Source organism: Geofilum rhodophaeum, from assembly GCF_002210225.1.
Taxonomy (GTDB): Bacteria; Bacteroidota; Bacteroidia; order Bacteroidales; family Marinilabiliaceae; genus Geofilum; species Geofilum rhodophaeum.
In genome coordinates, this window is the sequence record NZ_MWUJ01000018.1 from 1 (window position 1) to 20,741 (window position 20,741).

General features: G+C 48.6%; 17 protein-coding genes and 1 pseudogene. 12 read left to right on the forward strand and 6 right to left on the reverse strand.

Annotated features, from left to right (window positions below):
* Positions 1-302 precede the first annotated feature (302 nt).
* From B4W65_RS13905 to B4W65_RS13950, 9 genes and pseudogenes are all read left to right on the forward strand, one after another.
* Positions 303-440, forward strand: a pseudogene (locus B4W65_RS13905) (type II toxin-antitoxin system HicA family toxin); the annotation flags it as partial.
* Positions 441-451: 11 nt separating this feature from the next.
* The gene (locus tag B4W65_RS13910) at positions 452-850 is read left to right on the forward strand and encodes a helix-turn-helix domain-containing protein (RefSeq protein ID WP_088655836.1); all 399 of its coding nucleotides are present in this window, start codon (positions 452-454) and stop codon (positions 848-850) included.
* A 750-nt stretch (positions 851-1,600) separates the two neighbouring features.
* Positions 1,601-1,963, forward strand: coding sequence for a UPF0175 family protein (locus B4W65_RS13920; protein WP_240509582.1), 363 nt, complete (start codon positions 1,601-1,603; stop codon positions 1,961-1,963).
* Positions 1,956-2,438: a DUF3368 domain-containing protein gene (locus tag B4W65_RS13925; RefSeq protein WP_088655780.1), complete on the forward strand. Its 483-nt coding sequence runs from the start codon at positions 1,956-1,958 to the stop codon at positions 2,436-2,438. Before B4W65_RS13920 ends, B4W65_RS13925 begins: the two co-directional genes overlap by 8 nt.
* A gap of 59 nt (positions 2,439-2,497) precedes the next feature.
* Positions 2,498-2,860, forward strand: coding sequence for a hypothetical protein (locus tag B4W65_RS13930; RefSeq protein ID WP_088655781.1), 363 nt, complete (start codon positions 2,498-2,500; stop codon positions 2,858-2,860).
* A gap of 445 nt (positions 2,861-3,305) precedes the next feature.
* A complete protein-coding gene (locus B4W65_RS13935) occupies positions 3,306-3,566 on the forward strand; it encodes an OadG family transporter subunit (RefSeq protein ID WP_088655782.1) in 261 nt (86 codons plus the stop codon).
* Between the two features lie 207 nt (positions 3,567-3,773).
* Positions 3,774-5,654: a biotin/lipoyl-containing protein gene (locus B4W65_RS13940; protein WP_088655783.1), complete on the forward strand. Its 1,881-nt coding sequence runs from the start codon at positions 3,774-3,776 to the stop codon at positions 5,652-5,654.
* 11 nt (positions 5,655-5,665) lie between these two features.
* Positions 5,666-6,877, forward strand: coding sequence for a sodium ion-translocating decarboxylase subunit beta (locus B4W65_RS13945; RefSeq protein WP_088655784.1), 1,212 nt, complete (start codon positions 5,666-5,668; stop codon positions 6,875-6,877).
* Position 6,878: 1 nt separating this feature from the next.
* Entirely contained in the window at positions 6,879-7,994 is a 1,116-nt protein-coding gene (locus tag B4W65_RS13950; RefSeq protein ID WP_146697793.1) for a nucleotidyltransferase domain-containing protein, read from the forward strand.
* A 420-nt stretch (positions 7,995-8,414) separates the two neighbouring features.
* On the opposite strand, the gene B4W65_RS13955 is transcribed toward B4W65_RS13950, so the two are convergent.
* The 6 genes from B4W65_RS13955 to B4W65_RS13980 all read right to left on the reverse strand — a co-directional run bounded on the left by B4W65_RS13955 (position 8,415) and on the right by B4W65_RS13980 (position 17,663).
* On the reverse strand, positions 8,415-9,020 hold the full coding sequence (locus tag B4W65_RS13955) for a GNAT family N-acetyltransferase (RefSeq protein WP_088655786.1): 606 nt from the start codon (positions 9,018-9,020) through the stop codon (positions 8,415-8,417).
* 9 nt (positions 9,021-9,029) lie between these two features.
* Entirely contained in the window at positions 9,030-9,179 is a 150-nt protein-coding gene (locus tag B4W65_RS17400; protein ID WP_169713480.1) for a hypothetical protein, read from the reverse strand.
* Positions 9,180-9,442: 263 nt separating this feature from the next.
* Positions 9,443-10,651, reverse strand: a complete 1,209-nt coding sequence (locus B4W65_RS13960; protein ID WP_088655838.1) for an ATP-binding protein — start codon at positions 10,649-10,651, stop codon at positions 9,443-9,445.
* 876 nt (positions 10,652-11,527) lie between these two features.
* On the reverse strand, positions 11,528-14,341 hold the full coding sequence (locus B4W65_RS13970; RefSeq protein ID WP_088655788.1) for an RICIN domain-containing protein: 2,814 nt from the start codon (positions 14,339-14,341) through the stop codon (positions 11,528-11,530).
* A gap of 211 nt (positions 14,342-14,552) precedes the next feature.
* Positions 14,553-15,113, reverse strand: a complete 561-nt coding sequence (locus tag B4W65_RS13975) for a glutathione peroxidase (RefSeq protein ID WP_205741289.1) — start codon at positions 15,111-15,113, stop codon at positions 14,553-14,555.
* 972 nt (positions 15,114-16,085) lie between these two features.
* Positions 16,086-17,663: a PKD domain-containing protein gene (locus B4W65_RS13980; protein WP_088655789.1), complete on the reverse strand. Its 1,578-nt coding sequence runs from the start codon at positions 17,661-17,663 to the stop codon at positions 16,086-16,088.
* Positions 17,664-18,106: 443 nt separating this feature from the next.
* Between B4W65_RS13980 and B4W65_RS13985 the strand changes: the two genes are divergently transcribed.
* The 3 genes from B4W65_RS13985 (at position 18,107) to B4W65_RS14000 (ending at position 20,724) form a co-directional block, all read left to right on the forward strand.
* Positions 18,107-18,724: a porin family protein gene (locus B4W65_RS13985; RefSeq protein WP_088655790.1), complete on the forward strand. Its 618-nt coding sequence runs from the start codon at positions 18,107-18,109 to the stop codon at positions 18,722-18,724.
* Between the two features lie 1,347 nt (positions 18,725-20,071).
* Positions 20,072-20,371 (forward strand): type II toxin-antitoxin system HigB family toxin, encoded by a 300-nt coding sequence (locus tag B4W65_RS13995; RefSeq protein ID WP_088655840.1) that lies wholly within the window; start codon positions 20,072-20,074, stop codon positions 20,369-20,371.
* Between the two features lie 2 nt (positions 20,372-20,373).
* Complete coding sequence (locus B4W65_RS14000; protein WP_088655792.1) at positions 20,374-20,724, forward strand: helix-turn-helix domain-containing protein; 351 nt, start codon at positions 20,374-20,376, stop codon at positions 20,722-20,724.
* The last annotated feature ends 17 nt before the right edge of the window (positions 20,725-20,741 follow it).

The following is a 20,741-nucleotide window of genomic DNA, read 5'->3' on the forward strand; positions in this document are numbered from 1 at the left end:
GGCAGGTGGTCTACACTACTTCCCTGTCGGAGTGGAGCGATGTTTTTGACGTTTCACTCCTTTGTTCACTTACGGTGTTTTCTGTAGGTCGCCATCTTGCACCACTTCCCTTCCAGAGTCTGGCTTGATGCAGCTGTTTTCTGTAGGTCGCTGTTTTATACCACTTCCTTTTAAGTGTTAGAGTATTTGATAAAAGGTAAATTATTATTTACCTTTACGGTTGACTTTGACTCTTAACCCGGATGAAATGTTCTGAACTATATCGAATACTGACTCGAGATGGCTGATATCCAGTATCTCAGAAGGGGTCACATGTTAAGTTGAAGCATGGGGTAAAAGTGGGGGTTATTATTTTTCCCAATCATGGAAGTCAGGAGCTCGGAAAGGGCTTGGAGAAAAGGATACTGAAGGATGCAGGTATTTCAGAATCAAATAAGTGAAATTGGAGGGTATGGAAAAGCAAAAAGGGAAGCTTGTTATGGTAATTGAAAAAACCGACACCGGTTACTCAGCGTTTGCTGAGGATTATCCCATTTTTACAACAGGAAGAACCATTGTGGAGTTGATGGCAAATGCCCTGGAGGCTGCCAATCTTGCCTGGGAGGAGGAGGGGCTGGTATTTGCTCCTCAGAATCTTAAATTTGAAATTGATTTCCAACAGTTTTTCCAATACTACAAAGTGCTTAATGCCAATGTTCTGGCTGAAAAGATTGGGATGAATCCGTCGTTGTTGTCTCAATATGTGCAGGGGCATAAGAAGCCTTCCGGAGTGCAGACTGAGAAGATTTTGAAGGGGATTCATCAGATTGGGCGGGAACTTTCTGAAATCAATTTGATTTATCAAAAATAATGGTGGTCGTAGTGTATTCCTGCTGCTGACATAAAATTTCTATTCACTACGGATGCTCCACTACAAGCAAGGAACTCGGGTGGTCGTAGTGCCATACTACGTCTGACAAAAAAGACCTATTCACTGCAGTCACTCCGCTACAAGGATCGAACTCGCCTGCGGCTCAAACAGCGATGCTTGTTACGCTTCGTTTCTTTGTTCATTTACGGCCTTTTTTGTAGGCCGTTGTCTGGTACTACTTCCCTTCCAGAGTAATGGAGTGCTTGCTGCGTTACGCATCCTTGTTCATTTCGCTTGATGCCTGTTGTTGGCGCTACTGCTTATTTCCGGAACCATGGCTCAAGACGCTAAAATTCTTGAACTCGCCTTCGGCTCAAACAGCAAGAATTTTTACGCGTCTTTCTCAATGGTTCTTTACCGGAAATAATCAGAGGCTTAACAACAGGCATCTGCGCTTGGACGAGTTGTTCTCTGAAGGCCGCTATCTTGCACCACTTCCCTTCCAGAGTAGGGTTGTGCTTGTTACGCTGCGTTCCTTTGTTCATTTACGGCCATTTTTGTAGGCCGTTGTCTGGCACCACTTCCGCTCCAGAGTCTGGCTTGAACAGCTGCANCCATTTTTGTAGGCCGTTGTCTGGCACCACTTCCGCTCCAGAGTCTGGCTTGAACAGCTGCATCTGCGCTTGGGTGAGTTGTTTTATGTGGCCTGCGTTTTGTACAAGTGAGGGGTATTGGCAGAATGGAATTGTTATGATGGTAATTGATATTGGTTTGCTTACGCTTAGGAAAGATAAAAAGCAAAGCGGAATTTTACTATTGAAGGACAGATTGTGTATATTTGGTAAAAATGGCGTTATGAAAGGAACAATAAACATAGCATTTCCAGAGTCGCTTGCCAATTCGTTGAGAATGAGTGAGGAGGAGTTTGGGCTTGAGGTTAAAACCAGTTCCTTGGTTAAGCTTTATGAATTAGGGAAAGTTTCATCTGGAGTAGCGGCAAGTGTTTTAGGATTATCGCGGTTGGAATTTTTAGAGTTGCTCTCAAAATACAAAGTCTCTGTTTTGGGAGCGTATGATTTGGATGATTTAAAGGAAGACATCGCAAATGCCTAAAGTTGTTTCCAATACTACTCCGATTATTTCTTTGCTTAAATTGAATCAGCTGGATTTGTTGAGGCGTCTTTATCAACAGATCCAGATTCCGTATGCTGTTTATCATGAAGTGGAAGCTGGAAAAGCAAAAGGGTTTTACAAAGACTTATCTGCTGTAAATTGGATAGAAATTGTTGAAATTAAAGACAAGCAAGCGGTGAAGTATTTGCTTGACCTTGATGCAGGGGAGGCAGAGGCCATTATTTTGGCGTCTGAAATAAACGCAGACTTGATAATTCTTGATGAAAAACTTGGGCGTTATTATGCCAGGAATGCTGACCTAAGAGTCACTGGAACAATAGGGGTTTTGATTAAAGCTAAAACTGTAGGCCTAATATCTGAATTAAAGCCGCTCCTTAATGAGTTGACAGATAAGGATGTCTGGATAAGTGAAAAGCTCAAGAACGAAATTTTGAAGATTGTAGGGGAAAATTAATTTGTTTCCGGATGTGAAGTAAACCCGGGTGGTTGTGGTGCCACACCGCAAAAGAACCGGTGAAGGTTTATAGTGGGGACACCAAAGAGTATTATAAGGCAAATCGTGAAAGTCCCGATCGTATTCTGAAAGAAGTTATGGTTTTGCAGAACGATTTATATTTCTACGGGATTTGGGATGAGACCAATCCCCACAGTATTGAGTATATGTGGAGCTATGGGTTTAAGCTTTCAAATAAAACTGAAAGTACATTCAGTTATAAAGTTCCTGATTATCCGAATGCTCAAACTGATGATTATACCTGGGAGCGTGATAATGTTAAGTATGATGAGAGTATTATATCTTGGGTGTTTGAAGACGACAGTAATCCTGAGGAATATTTTTACTCCGAGCTTACGCTTCACCGAAGATTTAAGGAATAAAGCAATTTCTCGGGATTGTAAAAACAGCGGGCCATTATACGGTCCGCTGTTTTTTCTTTGAGTGGGGTCAGGTGTGAGGCAGGGGATTAAAGGAAGTTGGGAAAATGGTGAAAAAAGCTTGTGGGTAATTTGGTGGTTCAATTCTTGTTTTATACTTTTGGAACAAATAATTCGAAAAGCAAGTTTGACATTGCTTTGAAGTTGTTTTTGTACTTATTAAGTTTTGGTTTTGGATGGCATAAAGGCAGGTCGTTGAAGGACGTTTGCCTTTATGTTTTTTTATGCCCTTAGGTGAAGGATGGTACAGTGTGAAATCGGATGGATTTGGGGTAATAAATTATCGGTTTTGGTGGGGTGTTTGTGTGGTTTGGTATGTATAAGCGGCTTTTTGCTTGATAACCTGAACTATATTTGCTAATATTGTGTACTTCTTTAATTATTAGCTATGAGCGAAAATTTTCAGGAAGCACTTACCCTCATGGCGGTTGGTATGCTGACCGTGTTCGTAATACTTCTTTTGGTGGTAGTCCTGGGGAATGCCATAATTATGTTTGTCAACCGATTTTTTCCGGAAACGGAAAGTAAGTTAAGTAATACTTCTCCGCCCGGGCAGGTTGATCGCAAGCACCTGGCGGTTATTGCCGCTGCGGTATCGGTGGTTACCGGCGGGCGTGGGCGTGTGCTTAAGGTTGAAAAGGAGGGCTGAACCGCATCTTCGTTGTGGTTTGCAGGAGCGATTCTTAGTTACTAAGGACCTTCGGAGAACCAAGAGATAGAAAAGGGGAAGGAAGCAGCCTCTTAAGGCGCGTTTAATTCAGCTGGTATTCCTGTTGCTTTTATCGGAATTTGAATTGTGGCGTTTGTCCCCCCGGGGGACAGATTATATGCATATAATTTACTAAGTTTTACCATTATGGGAAGAAAAATAAAATTCTCTCTGTTGTACAGAGATATGTGGCAATCGTCGGGCAAGTACGTACCCCGTCTCGATCAGTTGGAGCAAGTGGCTCCGCACATTGTGGACATGGGTTGTTTTGCCCGGGTTGAAACCAATGGCGGAGGTTTTGAGCAGATTAATTTGTTGTTTGGGGAGAATCCGAACAAGGCGGTAAGGGCCTGGACGAAGCCTTTTAAGGATGCGGGCATACAGACGCACATGCTGGAACGTGCCCTCAACGGGATTCGTATGTCGCCCGTGCCGGCGGACGTCCGCCGGCTCATGTTTAAGGTGAAGAAATTGCAGGGCACCGACATTGCCCGTTCTTTTTGTGGACTCAACGATCCGCGCAACATTATCGATTCCATCAAATACGCCAAAGAGGGCGGCATGATTGCCCAGGCGGCCATGAGTATTTCGTACTCCAAGGTGCATACGGTGAAATATTACACCCAACTGGCCGATGAGCTGGTTGCTGCCGGTGCCGATGAGATTTGTCTCAAGGACATGGCTGGTGTGGCGCGCCCCGCCTGGTTGGGCGAGATTGTGAAACAAATACGGAGCAAGCATACCGACATTCCTTTGACTTATCACGGACATGCGGGACCGGGTTTTCAGGTGGCCACCATTTTGGAGGTGTGTCGCGCCGGGGTCGATTACATCGACGTCGCCATGGAGCCCCTGTCGTGGGGTACGGGGCATGCCGACCTGCTGACCATACAGGCCATGCTTAAGGATGCGGGCTTTGAGGTGCCCGACATCAATATGAAGGCTTACATGAAGGTGCGGAGCTTGACCCAGTCGTTCATGGACGATTTTCTGGGCTATTTCATCAGTCCCAAAAACCGCCTGATGAACTCCCTCTTGATTGGTCCCGGTTTGCCCGGCGGCATGATGGGCTCGCTCATGGCCGACCTGCAAAACAATCTGGCCAGTCTCAATAAGTGGAAGCGCAAGAACAATCAGCCTGAGCTGAGTGAGGACGAGCTGTTGGTGAAGCTCTTCGATGAGGTGGAATACGCCTGGCCCAAGTTGGGCTATCCGCCGCTGGTTACCCCTTTCAGTCAGTACGTGAAAAACGTGGCCCTGATGAATGTGATTCAGATGGAGAAGGGCGGCGAGCGTTGGAGTATGATTGCCGACAACATCTGGGACATGGTATTGGGCAAGAGCGGTCGCCTCCCCGGTAAGCTGGGCGAGGAGATTCTGGCTTTGGCTAAGAAGGAGGGACGAGAGTTTTACGAGGGCCATCCTCAGGACCCTTATCCCGATGCGCTGGATACCTTCCGCAAGGAAATGGACGAAAACGGCTGGGATTACGGTCAGGATGACGAGGAGTTGCTGGAGCTGGCCATGCACCCCGAGCAGTACCGTCGCTACAAGTCGGGTGCTGCTAAGGGTGATTTTGAGAAGGATTTGGCGGCTGCCAAGGCCGAGGCTGCTTCGGAAGGAGCCGGTGCCGGTGCTGCTGCCCCTGTGGCTCAGCCTTCTACCATGCATATTGAGGTGGACGGACAGAAATACCGGGTGCGTGTGAGCTACGGCGACGAGGTCGGAGCCGGAGATGCTCCGGAAAGTGCTGCGGCACCTGCCGCAGCTTCCAGTCCCAATTCCGCTTCAGGTACCGGTGAACCCGTGGTTTCGCCCCTCGAAGGTAAATTTTACTTTACCAAAGACAGCAGCGAAACGCCCATTAAGGAAGGCGATCGGGTGCAGGAGGGCGATGTTGTGGGCTATGTGGAGGCGATGAAGACCTACAATGCCGTTAAGTTTGACAAGGCCGGAACGGTTCAGAAAATTGTCGTGAGCAATGGGGCCGATGTGGACGAGGACGATGTATTGGTTATGCTTTCCTAAACCCAAGAGATATGCACATACTGGAAGAATTATATGAAATGACTGCTTTTAGCTCCCTTGGTCAGCAGCCCGGGGTCCTGCTGATGTTGTTGGTGGGCTTTGTGTTGCTGTATTTGGGGATTGCTAAAAAGTACGAGCCCTTGTTGCTTGTACCCATAGGCTTTGGCGTAATTTTGGCCAACCTGCCGGGTGGGGGCATGGGCGTGGTGTCTGCGGACCTGATTCATTTGCCGAACGACAGGTATATGAACCTGTTTGAGATTGGCAGTGAATACGGGATCATGAACTACCTGTATTATGCGCTGATTAAGACCGGGTTTTTGCCGCCCATTATTTTTATGGGGGTAGGAGCCCTGACCGATTTTGGTCCCATGCTGCGTAACCTGCGCCTGGCCTTTTTCGGGGCCGCTGCGCAAATTGGAATTTTTACGGTTTTGCTGGGTGCCATTGCTATGGGTTTTACCCCTCAGGAAGCCGGTTCGCTGGGCATCATCGGCGGTGCCGACGGTCCCACCGCCATCTACACCACCATTATGTTGGCTCCGCATTTGCTGGGCCCCATTGCCATTGCGGCCTATTCGTACATGGCGCTGGTGCCGGTGATTATTCCCTTGGTGGCTAAGGCCTTAATGACCAAAAAGGAGTTTAAAATCAATATGAAGCAGCAGGATAAGCTGTATCCGCCCAAGCACAAAATCAAAAACCTGAAACTGGCTAAGATTTTGTTTCCCATTATACTGGGTGTGGTGGTGGCCTTCTTTGTGCCTTCTTCGGTGCCGCTTTTGGGTATGCTCTTGTTCGGAAACCTCATTAAAGAGCTGGGCAGCATCACCAGTCGCCTGGCCGATGCCGCTACCGGTCCCATCATGAACACCGCCACCATCTTTTTGGGGCTGGCCGTTGGGGCCACCATGACCCACGATGTGTTTCTGAAGGGACAAACCCTGGGCATTATTGTCGGTGGTTTCCTGGCCTTTGCCATAAGCATAGCCGGTGGTATTTTGGCTGTGAAGGCGTACAACCTGTTCAGTAAAAAGAAAATTAATCCCCTGATTGGGGCTACGGGACTGAGTGCGGTGCCCATGGCCTCGCGGGTGGCCAATGAGCTGGCGCTGAAATACGACAGCAGCAACCACGTTTTGCAGTATTGTATGGCCTCCAACATTTCGGGAGTAATTGGCTCGGCCGTTGCTGCGGGCGTGCTGATATCCATGCTGCAGTAGTTTGGAGTCGACGCTTAAATATTTTCAGACCCTGATGGCTCTTTCGGCCGAACAGCCATTTGTGCTTCGTGCCCATCCGCTGGCCTGGGACGATGCGGCGGAGATGGACCGTTTGGTGGAGATGGCCGAGCGGAGCGGGGTGGTGGCCTGGTGCTTTCACCGGCTGTTGCAGCAGGAGGGACTGGCGCAGGAGCTGCCGCTCCTGGCCGAAAGGATGAAGAAGCGCTACATGGCCATTCTCATCGACAACCAACAGCGCTTGCGGCTCTACCATCACCTGAAACAGCTTTTCGACGCACACGACATTCCCTTTGTGCTGCTGAAAGGCATGGCACTGGCCTTTACGGTCTACCCCGATGAGGCTTTGCGGCCGATGGGCGACCTGGACTTGCTGGTGCCGCCAAAGGATGTGTTGCGTGCCCGCGATTTGCTTTTGCAGGAGGGGGCGCGCAGTTCACATGTGCCCATGAGCGACTGGCATGAACTGCACAATGCGCATGTGCGGGCCATGGTGTTGCCGCCCTTTAAATACCTGATTGAAATCCATTCGAAGCTCTACGCCACGGGCAGTCCCTACTTGCCCAAAGAGCGTCGCTGGCAGGAACTGGCAACGGAGAAACAGGGGAGTATGGGTACCTTCCCGGTACTGCGGGAGGCCTGGCTGCTGTACCATTTGTGCACGCATTTGTATTATGGCTATCAGATGGGCGGTCTTCGTCTGGGCTGGCTGGTTGATGTGGCGCGCGTGTTGGAGCAGGCGGAGGATGCTGCAGCGTTGGTGGAGGAGACGCTGGCTTTGCACAAATCGGCCCGCAAGGCGCTGGTCCGCACCCTGGGTTGGGTGCAGCCTTTAACGAGCACCGGGGTGCAGATGGCTTTGGAAGCCTGGCGCGTTGAGTTTGTTGATTTTCCGTCCTTAGGCATTTTTATGTCGGCGAAGGGGGAGGAGGATTTGCACCGGCTTATTGTGTTGCGGAATTTGTGGCATACGCCGGGTTTGAAGAACAAGCTGCTGGGTGTGTGGTATCAGCTGTTTCCTTCTGCGGCGTATATGCGGCATTATTTTGGGGAGGGGCCGTGGTGGAGGCGGCATTTAAAGCGGTGGGGGTGGTCGTAGTGCAGAACTGTGGCTGACATAAAAGCAGCTTTGCGGTGTTTATTGGGTGCGCTCGTGTTAATGGTTCTGCGCTGTCGCTTTTTTTTGCGCTCTCAGTCGTTCCGCTAAAATTCTTGAACTCGCCTTCGGCTCAGACAGCAAGAATTTTTTACGCTGCTCTCCTTTTCGCTTTTTTCAAAAAAAATCTAAGGCTTGACCCATTAACACTTCGCTGTGCCTGGCATCAACACCGGGTGCCGCCACTTTTCTGAAGGCAGCTGTTCTACACTACTTCCCTTCCAGAGTTTGGCTTGATGGTGCACATCTGCGCTTGGACGAGTTGTTTGCTGAAGGTCTCTATCTGGCACCACTTCCCCTCCAGAGCTGAGGGGCGGTTTGAGGTGGGAGAATGCTTTGTTTTACAGGGTAATAGGATTGCCTTTATCTTTCAACAGAGAGACTTAATAAATCAAAATACATCATTCTCGTCTTTAGTTCTTCTGCATACTCTTTGCCAATATATTCCTTCTCTTGGTTTTCAGAGGAGAATAAGAATTCAAAGTCGTTTTTTTTGTAGTATTTTATTGCTCGAGAATTATTATAGGCATCAACGACAATAAATCTACAGCCCGTTTTGTTTAATGGGTCAATAAACCAGGCTTTTATGAAATCCATTAATTGTGAACCAACACCTCCACAGCTGAACCGTGAATCGACTCCAAGTCGTCCGATTAATACTGCCGGATAACTTTTTCGTTGCTTATTGCGAGGGATTTCTTTATTAACTTTCTTTTTACGGCTATTAGGGAGATCATCTGCTTTTAAACTATCGTTTGAAACAGTGAACATGCAAACTATATTTTTTTTATCCTCATCAAGGACAAAAGCATAAGTTTTACCCAGTAAGTCTATAGAATACTTTATTGCATCTTGTTTGAAGAACTCATTTAAGTCATTATTGTTGCAATCAAACCCGTTTAAATCTATCTGATCTATATTATCAGATAAAGAACCAAAAGAACAATCATCAAATAGACTGATAGACATGTTTTTGGGTTACAAGGGTTTTTTAAGAATTTTTCGTGCAATCTCAACCTGTTTGGAGAAGTCTTTTTTAGGGCTTTGCTCTACTTTCTTCACCTTTTTTAAAAATCGAGTTGCACTCTCGCCTTTTAAAACTGGGGTTGATTTTATTTCTAATGCCATATTCCTAAAGTTTTCTTATTGCAAAGATATAATTAATCCTTAAATGGCGGGCATCATTATTTTTAAGCCTGACGTAGTACAATTGTTATTATCCTGGCTTGATGTGTACCAACTGCGCCTTCACTTATTTCCGGAGCCTTTGCTTCGTTCACTAACGGAAACATTCAGAGGCTTAAACAGCACACATCTGCGCTTGGACGAGTTGTTTGCTGGAGGTCGCTATCTGGCACCACTTCCGTTCCGGAGTTTTTTAGGACGGTGGGTTAAAATGCAGTCAGAAATTTTCGCAGACTCCAATGTTCTATGCCTAAGTGATGGCCTTCGGCAACTTCGTCCATGGATACGACGAGTTTGCGGAAGTTGTCGGCTATTTTTAAAAGGTTGCCAAATTCTCTTTGGTGCGTGGCTTCGTCCTTTATCAGATAGGCTGCCTGTATGTAAGTTCTTGACCCATCTTTCTCGGCAATAAAGTCTATTTCCTTGTCGTCCAGCTTACCAACGTACACCTTGTATTGTCTGTATTTCAGATGGTGGTAGATCAAATTTTCGATGATCTTGTGGATGTCTTTTTGCTGATAGGCCACCAGTGAATGGCGTAAACCCAAATCTTCGAAGAAAAACTTATCTCCAATCTCAAAAATCTTTCGACCAACAACATCTGCTCGTTTTACACGATCAATGAAAAACACGGATTCGAGGTGGGATAAGTACTCCAGGACCAATTTGGGGGACAGGTTTATCTTTTGTGATTTAAGATAGTCGCTGATGCGTTTGGCCGATACAATACTACCGGTGTTGTCGGCCAGAAAGTAAATTAAATCGTTCAGAAAGCTGAGGTTTCTTACATTGAATCGCATAACGATGTCCTTTAGGACAATGGTGTTGAATACGTTGTTAAGGTATTCGTAATAAACCCGCTCTTCATTCTTCAGGTTAATCAAATGGGGCATCCCGCCATATTTGATGTACTTCAGTAGGCTGTCGTTGCTGTCGGCCAGTAGATGGAAGTCAAGGAATTCAGTATAGCTTAAAGAGAAAACTCTGATTTGTATGTGGCGGCCTGCTAAATATGTGGCCAGTTCGCCCGATAAAAGTTGGGCATTGCTTCCGGTGCAGTATAGGTCATATTCTTCTTTGTTCTGAAAATGGCGCAGCGCTCTTTCAAATTCTTCTATGTCCTGAATTTCGTCGATAAAAAGGGCAATGTCTTTATTTTCTTGTTTTTGTTCCTGCACATATTCTATGAGGTCGCTATAGGTTTTAATGGAATCAAAGGCGTAATCTTCTTTGTTGATATAGAGGACCTGGACCGATGGATCACGTTTTTCTATTTCATCCATCAGTTGAAAGAGGATGTAGCTCTTGCCTACGCGACGCTGGCCTACAAGCACTTTTATCAGGTTGGAGCCGATATAGGGCTCTACCTGTTTAAAGTAACTGTTGCGAGGGATGTATGGGCGTGTTTTGCTCACTGCTTGGTGTATAGGTAAAACTTTGTTCAAATATACAAAAGTTTTACTTGTATGTCAAACTTTGTTTGTGGTCTGGAACTTGCGTCTGACACAAAATTTCTATTCACTTACGGTTCCTTCACTACAAGCATCGAACTCGGGTGGTCGTAGTGCCATACTACGTCTGACAAAAACGACCTATTCACTGCAGTCACTTCGCTACAAGCATCGAACTCGGGTGGTCGTGGTGCAATCTTGCGTCTGACATAAAATCTCTATTCACTACGCTTGATGTGTACCATCTGCGCTTTCGCTTATTTCCGGAGCCTTTGCTTCGTTCACTAAAATCCAGGAACTCGCCTTCGGCTCAAACAGCCCGGATTTTTACGTTCACTCCACAAATGCTCTTTTTCGGAAATAATCTGAGGCTTGATGGTACACATCTGCGCTTGGACGAGTTGTTTGCTGAAGGTCGCTATTTTGCACCACTTCCCTTCCAGAGTGGGGTTGTGCTTGTTACGCTTCGTGCCTTTGTTCATTTACGGCCTTTTTTGTAGGCCGTTGTCTGGCACTACTTCCCTTCCGGAGTAATGGAGTGCTTGCTACGTTACGCATCCTTGTTCATTTCGCTTGATGCCTGTTGTTGGCGCTACTGCTTATTTCCGGAACCATGGCTCAAGACGCTAAAATTCTTGAACTCGCCTTCGGCTCAAACAGCAAGAATTTTTACGCGTCTTTCTCAATGGTTCTTTACCGGAAATAATCAGAGGCTTAACAACAGGCATCTGCGCTTGGACGAGTTGTTTGCTGTAGGTCGCTATCTGGCACTACTTCCCTTCCGGAGTTGGGCTTGATGGTACACATCAGCGCCTGGACGAGGAGGCTACAGTTCTTTGATTAGCGTTGAATGGTTATTATTTGGGTGAGGGTGCCGTTGGTGTGACTTACCCTTAGGAGGTAAATGCCTGGGGGCACCTGAGCAATGCTGATGGGGCCGGGGTGGGTACTCAAGTCGTGTGAGCGTACCATCTGCCCACTCATGGTATAGAGGGTGGCGGTTTGCAGGGGGTTGGCAGCGGTGTCGTTCCAATTGAGGTAAAGCAGGTCGCTGGCCGGATTGGGCCAAACGGAAAGCTGCGGCTTGTGGAGACCTGCCTTGGGTTCCAGGTGGGTGGGCAGGTCGGCAGCAATGCTCTGGACTTCCTCTGGTGCCAGCGGGTAGTTGTACAGGCGGAAATCGGCCAGGGTTGCTCCCAGCATGGGATCGGGGAATTGACTGCGACCTATGTAGTTCAGCAGGGGTTTAATGTCCTTGGGTGTTATGCTGAATTGGTCGCTTTCGGCAGCCACTTCGCCATCTAGGAGGATTTGTACTGTGTTGCCGTTAAGTGTGACCGCCAGGTGGGTCCACTTGCCCAGGGTGAGGGCAGGAGCTTCAAGGGTTTCTTCTGCTCCGCCATTTTTTATGGCAAAGCGGAGTTTGTTGTTGTTCGACTGGGTGGTGAGGAAGAGGTACTGGTCGGTGCCGTTGCCAAAGTCGAAAATGCGTTGCCACATGGCGTTGCGATTGAGTCGAATCCAGGTGGCTACCGTAAGTTTGTCGTGGTGCACGATGGTGGGCGGAAGCTGAACGAAGCCTGTGCTTCCGTTCAGGCGTAAGGCCTGGGCGTTGGTCTGTCCCACCACATAAGTAATGCCGCCGTAGCCGGCGCCATGGTAGAGGTTGGGCGACTGGTCGCGGGTGTCGCCATCGAAGGTCAGTCGTGCCACCAGGGCCTCTGCACCACTGGCCTGGGCCGAAGCCTCATTGGAGTAGGCCGAGCGGTTGAGGGCGCCGTCTACCGCTTTAACCGCATAGTAGTAGGTCTTTCCGGACTCAATGGTATGATCGGTAAAAGAGGTGGTCGTAACATCGCGACCAATGGTTTGGTAGGGGCCACCCGGAGTGGTGGAGCGGAAAATGGTGTGACTGAGGTCGGCTTCTTCGAGGGGCGACCATTGCAGCTGAATGCTGAGTTCACGCCCCTGGGCGCTTAGGTTTTCAGGAGCCGCAGGCGCATCGAATTCGATATTTGTGCCGGCCGGAATAAAGCGCCATTGTTGGTGGTGGGCACCGTTGGGGATGCCCTGGGTAATTTTGATGCCGTTGGAAGTGCTTCCGCCGGCGGGTTGTAAGCAGTAGGCGCTGTGCCTGCTGCGGATGTAAAACCACCCGTCTTCGGCATATTCGAGGTACCACTGCTGGTTTTTTCCTTTGGTATCGTCCCAGGCAATGATGTCGGTATTGTCGTCGAGCGACCAGTTGAGCACATCGGGCACCAGTCCACTCGCCGCATTTTTGATGATAAAATAGCTGAAGTCTTCGCCAATGCGCGGATCAACAGGCTTCACCTCCCAGGTTTGGGATGCAGCAGTCGATGGGCTGTACTGGCGCAGTAGGGTGCCGGGGGTAGAGGAGCCTGCGGTGACCTGCAGCGCTTTTCCGCTGTGGCGGTTGATGAGTAAGTAAGTACCGTTAACAAGCGGCTGAATGTCGTCGCCCCAGCTGATGTTGACCACCCGCTCGGCGTTGGTCTGTCCCGTTTGGTAACCCGTGCCGCCCGGCAGAGTGAGGGCAAAGACCCGTTGGGGCCCGTGTCCGTCGAAAAATACTTCCCGATCTTTGGAAACGAAGTTGTAGGTGGTGGTGACGGCCTGACGCTCGGAGGTGCCGGCAAAGGCCTGCACCTTGCCGTCGGGGGCGCGGTATACCGAAGCTGCGGTCCAGTTGGGCCTATGCTCGGCATAGGCCAGGCGCTCTCCGTCGCTGGCCTTCACAAATTCGCCCCGCGCATATTCCGCGGTACCCCACCAGATGCCCGTCTGCATACCATATTCCACGCCCACCATGGCCTCCATTACATTGTGCAATTCGTCGTTGGTGCCGTGGTGCCCATTGGCCTTAACGGTCTGGTGAAAGAGTGCATAGTTGTCGAAACTCCCCGCCAGCTGGTGCGTGTTGCCCTCATCGAGGCGGTCGGACAGCTGATTGTACCAGCTCAGGGCCGCATCGGTGTTCAGGGTGTTTCCCCCCGATATGCGAATGTTGTCGAACAGCGGATTGTTGCGCAACTCACCGGCAATGTCGTAAAAGTCGCTCACAGTACCCTGTCCCCAACCGTAGTCGGGTTCGTTGAAGGGGGATACGGTCACCACCGTACGTCCCTCATTCTGATGATGGCGGGTAGTTATGTCGATCAGCTGGGCCCAGCCAGCGGGATTTTTATCGAACCAGGGATCCACCGTGGGGTGGTCGCAGTTCAGTACCACCTGCGTATGGGCCGGCAGCATGCGTATGATGCGCAGGCGCTCGTTAAGGGTCGCCATTTCGGCGGACTGCAATTGCCCATCTACCAAGGGCGCAGTCGGCGTAAACGACGAGCGCACCAAGTCCACCCGCTCGGGCCCCATAAAAGCCAGTCCCCGACGAATATTGCCCTCACTCAGCCAAGCCAAATCCAGTCCCCAAATGATGGGAAATGCCTGTCCCTGCTCCGTCACCGAAAAAAACAGGTTGCGGTCACTCACCGCCTGTGCGCTCAGGTGATCGGCCGTTGAGGCTGAAGGGTCGGCCGCATGCAACATGGTTAAAGTGGGACTCAGAAAAAGAGTCAGGAAAAGAGTCCGTTTCAGGATCCGTTTGAAGGTGCCGGCAGGTAGATTTTTTTTCATATTAAAGTTATTTGCAGCTGTTTGTTAGGGAGCAGCTGAACAAATGTAGAAAAAAGTGCCGTCGGAGTTGTTTACTTTTTTGGTGTTTCCATATCAATTATTTGACAACTGATTTTTAGCAGCAAGTCGAACCTTCCGTAAACAGCGGAATGGAGACTGATGAGGTGGGCGCCTTCAATTTTCTGGTTGACCGGCTCAGCGGGCGGGGCCGTTATTCGGTGAGAAAGTCGATGACTTCGGGCGCGTTGGGCAGCGTGCGTGGTGCTATGACTTTCACGAGCTGCCCTTCTGCACTGATGAGGTACTTCTGGAAATTCCATTGCACCTTGCTGTCCTCCACGCCGTTGAGTTCCTTGGAGGTGAGCCACTCATAAAGGGGGTGCTGGTCGTCGCCCTTTACCGATATTTTTTCCATCAGAGGAAAGCTGACGCCGTAGTTGAGTTGGCAAAATTCGGCGATTTCGTCGGCGGTGCCTGGCTCTTGGTTCATGAAGTTGTTGGCGGGGAAGCCGATGATTACGAAGTCGTCGCCGCCGTAGGTCTCCCAGAGCTCCTGTAATTGTTCGTACTGGCCGGTGAGTCCGCATTTGCTGGCGGTATTGACGATCATTACTTTTTTGCCGCGCAGTTGATCAAAGTCGAAGTCCTGGCCTTGCAGGGTTTTTACTTTAAAATCGTAGAAGCTACTTTGTGCCATGGTGGCGAGGGAGGCCATAAGGAGCATTAAGGTGGCGACTGCGAGCCATTTTTTATTTGCTGATTGTTGGTTCATAGCGGGTGTTTTAGTTGTGGGAGTAGAACAAGGGAGGGGAGGGTTTTGTTCCGGGTGGTCGTGGTGCCATACTACGTCTGACAAAAAAGACCGATTCACTTCAGTCACTTTGCTACAAGCATCGAACTCGGGTGGTCGTGGTGCCATACTACGTCTGACAAAAAAGACCTATTCACTTCAGTCACTCCGCTACAAGCATCGAACTCGGGTGGTCGTGGTGCAATCTTGCGTCTGACATAAAATTTCTATTCACATACGGATACTTCACTACAAGCACGGAACTCGCCTGCGGCTCAGACAGCCGTGCTTGCTACGTTACGCATCCTTGTTCATAACAAAATTTTATGTAGGCCGCTATCTTGCACCACTTCCCTTCCAGAGTGGGGTTGTGCTTGTTACGCTGCGTTCCATTGTTCATTTACGGTCTTTTTTGTAGGCCGTTGTCTGGCACCACTTCCCTTCCAGCGTGGAGCAGTGTTTGTAGCGTTACGCATCCTTGTTCATTACGAAATTTTCTGAATGCCACTGTTATACGCCACTTCCCTTCCAGAGTCTGGCTTGAACAGCTGCATCTGCGCTCTGACGAGTTTTTCTGAATGCCACTGTTATACGCCACTTCCCTTCCAGAGTTATGGAGTGCTTGTTACGTTGCACTCCTTTGTTCACTTACGGAAACATTCAGAGGCTTGAACAGCTGCATCTGCGCTTGGACGAGTTTTTCTGAATGTCGTTATCTTGCAGTACTTCCCTTCCAGAGTGGAGCCATGATTTTTACGTTCACTTCACAAATGCTCTTTTTCGGAAATAACCTGAGGCTTGATGGTATACATCTGCGCTTGGACGAGTTTTTCTGAATGCCACTATTATGCGCTGCTTCCCTTCCAGAGTTGGGCCGTGCCTTAAAAAGGAAAGAGCGTTCGGCAGACGAGAAGGTCGGCTGAACGCTCTTTGGGTTGAAGGGGAGGGGTGGCGTTAGGGTTTGCTGATGAGGAGCTTTTGTGTAATGACGCGATCCTGGCAAACAATACGGACAAAGACAGCGCCCTCGTGTAGGTGCGATACATCAATTGCCTGCCCCTTGAAGTTTTTGCCATCGATGACCATCACCAGTGCTCCGGAGAGGTTAACCACTTCAATGCTCTGGATAGGAGCAGCGCCTTCGGGAGCTACAATGTGGAGCCTGCCGGAGGTGGGGTTGGGGTACATACCGAAGGCTGTTGGGCTCCTGTCTGCCAGTCCGGTGGCAGGGTCATCTACCATAACGAAGTCGGTTTTCACCACCTGGTCGCTCGAAAAGTCATTAGAGGCAGTCAAGGTCACGGTGTACTCCCCCGGTTCGTTAAACGTGTATTCCGGATTTTGCGTTACTGCATCCACTACGCCATCGTTGTTAAAATCCCATGCCCATGAAGTTGCATCACCCGTTGAGGCATCTGTAAACAAAATGGTCAATGGGGCATGTCCACTTGTGACATCAGATGAAAAATCAGCTGCTACAGGTACAGCAAGCGGCGGTAAAGGGTACTCGTAGGCACCGATGTCAATGGTGTTGCCCCTGATGCGGTCCTTGCCTGCAATATCGTAATCAGTAGGCGTTAGTCCATCCACCGTACCCGCATCCACACATTCTGAGTCTGTCAACAGACTCAGATCGTAGGGCTCCGAGTCCGACACAAAGGGCGAGTCGGACAAGCCAAAGTTGCTGCCGGTAGCCAAAGCATCGCCTGTTTCCATGGCGCAGTGGGTATAGCTGCCACTGTAATGCTTAACGTTGTTCGAAAGTCCACCGGCAGTATTTCCCCATAGGATGCAATTGGTAAGGATGCCGCCCTCATTACTGATGCCGCCCCCTTTGTCGGCCTCCGGTGTAGTGTTGAAGGCAATGGTGCAATTAATGAATTCCACCCCATCGCTGCTGCTGATGCCCCCAGCATAACTGGCCGTGTTGCCGGCCACCACACAGTTGACGAAACGCGAATTGCCAATGGCAAAAACTCCGCCACCGCCCAGTATCGAAGTAGAGCCGGTAACCCGGTTGTTTATGAAAGCGCAGTTGATGAAAGTGCCGCCATTGGTTCTGAGTGCACCTCCCTGGCCATCTCCGGACGACTCCACCGTGTTGCTCTCAAAAATACAGTTTTCTACCAGCACCTCGCCGCTGGCAAGGTGCACACGCATGGCGCCGCCCATTGCCAGGGAACTGGATAATTTTCCGTTGATATGTTTCAGGTTTTTAATTACCAGTAGGGCGTTTCTTGAATAGGAGGTGATGTTGAAAATCCTTCCGCTTTCGTTTGCATCGATGGTTACGCCTGCTTCCCCGTCAATAACGAGGGTTTTGCTTGCAATGGATATTTCTCCTTGCAGGGTTACCTGGTTAACATTAAAAACAATGGTGTCGCCTGTTTGGGCATTGTTGATGTGGTAGCGCAGCATGCCCTCAACTGGGTTTGATGCATCATCGCCGGTAGAAGTTACCACAACTTTTCGTGCCCAGGTGCCGGATACGCACAAGAACAGCGCAAGGATTAGGGGTAGTTTTAATCGCATAGTGTTAAGTTTTTGTTAATAATGAGTTGGGTGCTAAAATAGCGAAATTCTGTTCATTTATAAGCGTATTTGCAGGCCGCTGTCTGGCATTACTTTCCTTCCGTAGTGGAGCTGGCCTCACACATAATTGGGATGGGATGGGCGGAGGTGTTATAAGGGAATGCCAGGTACTATGGCGTTAATAAACGTGACCAGATCAGTTTGTGGTTGGTGATGTGATGATGGTTCAGATCAGCATTGTTTATTGTGGAAGGGCAGGGGGAATTGTGGAGCCTGCTCCACAATTTTTATTTGGATTGGATAAAGAAAGGAGGGAGGTGGCGTGTTGGTAGCTTGTTGAAGGAGAGGGTTTTGTCGCAAGGCGGGCGGGTGCCCGCCGTGATTTTGGCACGGTTTTGTACCTCCTATCGACACAAGTAAAGTTGAACTTAAATGATTGAGCTATGAAAAATGTGAAGCAATGGATGCTGCTGAGTGCGGCGTTAATGGTGGGTGCGACCGGGGTTTTGGCGCAGGAGATGAGTCATGGTATTAAGGGTGGTTTTACCTTGAGTAATTTGTACATCGACCGGGATGAGCTGGATGATGAAAATGCGCGGATGGGTTTCCATGCGGGTTTTTTTAGTCAGGCGATGTTTGCGGAGACTTTTGGGTTTCAGTCGGAGTTTTTGTTTACGACGAAGGGGACGGAGGGTGAGTACGATGGTTTTGTGGACCAGACGGTGAATTTTAATATGAGTTACATTGATATTCCGGTGTTTGCGGTGCTTCGTCCGGTGGAGGTGCTGGAAGTTTATGCGGGTCCCTACCTTGGTTTTATGCTGAACAGCAACATTAAGTACTCGGGAGCGATTGAAGGGGAGGAGGAGCTGGACCGGGATCATTTTAATACGCTGGATTATGGTGTGGCCGGTGGTGTTGCGCTGAATTTTGGGGGCGTGCAGGCGGGTGCGCGTTATTATGTGGGACTGCAGGAGCTGGCCGACAGTGATGCGAGTCGTGCTTTGCTGGGGGACAGTAAGCACTCGTACGGGCAGCTGTATGTGGCGTTGCGGTTCTAGGGTGGTCGTGGTGTATTCCGGGGGCTGACACAAAATTTCTGTTCCTTACGCTTGACGTGTACCATCTGCGCTTTCGCTTATTTCCGGAGCCTTTGCTTCGTTCACTAAAATCCGGGAACTCGCCTACGGCTCAAACAGCCCGGATTTTTACGTTCACTTCACAAAGGCTCTTTTTCGGAAATAACCTGAGGCTTGATGGTACACATCTGCGCTCGGACGAGAAGTTTTCTGAATGCCCCAGGAATACACTCCTTCCCTTCCAGAGTTTGGCTTGATGTGTACCATCTGCGCTTTCGCTTATTTCCGGAGCCTTTGCTTCGTTCACTAAAATCCGGGAACTCGCCTATGGCTCAAACAGCCCGGATTTTTACGTTCACTTAACAAATGCTCTTTTTCGGAAATAACCTGAGGCTTGATGGTACACATCTGCGCTTGGACGAGAAACTTTCTGAATGCCACTGTTATACACCACTTCCCTTCCAGAGTTTGGCTTGATGTGTACCATCTGCGCTTTCGCTTATTTCCGGAGCCTTTGCTTCGTTCACTAAAATCCGGGAACTCGCCTACGGCTCAAACAGCCCGGATTTTTACGTTCACTTCACAAAGGCTCTTTTTCGGAAATAACCTGAGGCTTGATGGTACACATCTGCGCTCGGACGAGAAATTTTCTGAATGCCACTGTTATACACCACTTCCCTTCCAGAGTTTGGCTTGATGTGTACCATCTGCGCTTTCGCTTATTTCCGGAGCCTTTGCTTCGTTCACTAAAATCCGGGAACTCGCCTACGGCTCAAACAGCCCGGATTTTTACGTTCACTTAACAAAGGCTCTTTTTCGGAAATAACCTGAGGCTTGATGGTACACATCTGCGCTCGGACGAGAAATTTTCTGAATGCCACTGTTATACACCACTTCCCTTCCAGAGTTTGGCTTGATGTGTACCATCTGCGCTTTCGCTTATTTCCGGAGCCTTTGCTTCGTTCACTAAAATCCGGGAACTCGCCTACGGCTCAAACAGCCCGGATTTTTACGTTCACTTAACAAAGACTCTTATTCGGAAATAACCTGAGGCTTGATGGTACACATCTGCGCTCGGACGAGTAATTCTCTGAAGGCCGCTGCCCCCGTACGTCCCGGAAGGATTTCACAAAAAGAGAAAAGCGAATTGGTTCCTTGTTATGTTCGACTGGTTTTGAGTGAAAGTCAGGCTGTGTTTTGGCCCAACCAATTAGATGAAGAACCTCATTATTTTTTGTTGTAGCACATCGAAGAAAAACACTTAAGCAACTCGATAAAACCTATATCCCAAACTGGGATTTGTTGATCGTTTTTTTGTATCTTTACTTCATGAGAATTATTGCATTTAGAACGCTAAGAGAGTTTTTTGAAAAACCAGAGTATTCTGATTCCGAAGTCTCTTTGAGAGCTTGGTATCATGATGCTAAATCAGCAGAATGGAAAAACTCAAATGAGTTGAAAAAGCAATATATAAATGCCAGTATTGTCGGAGACGGAAGAGTAGTTTTCAATATAAAGGGCAACGATTATAGACTAGTAGCTGCGATTGATTATGAATTTCAAGTGATTTTTATAAGATTTATTGGAACTCATAAACAATACGATAAAATTAACTCTAAAACGATTTAACTATGAATATTCGACCAATAAAAACAGAAAAAGATTACAATACTGCCATAAGCAGAATTGAAGAATTGTGGGGAGCAAAAAAAGATACTCCTGAAGGTGATGAATTAGACTTATTAGTGACCTTAGTTGAATCATATGAGATGAAGCATTATCCCATCGCACCGCCAGACCCTATTGATGCGATTAAATTCCGTATGGAGCAAATGGGAATGACTAATGCTGATATGGTAAAATATCTTGGTAGTCAAAGTCGGGTAAGTGAAGTTCTTAACAGAAAGAGAAGTCTATCCTTGGGTATGATAAAATCACTTTACAAGGGATTAAAGATACCAGCAGAGATTTTATTAGCCTGATTGACTTAAGTCTGGCT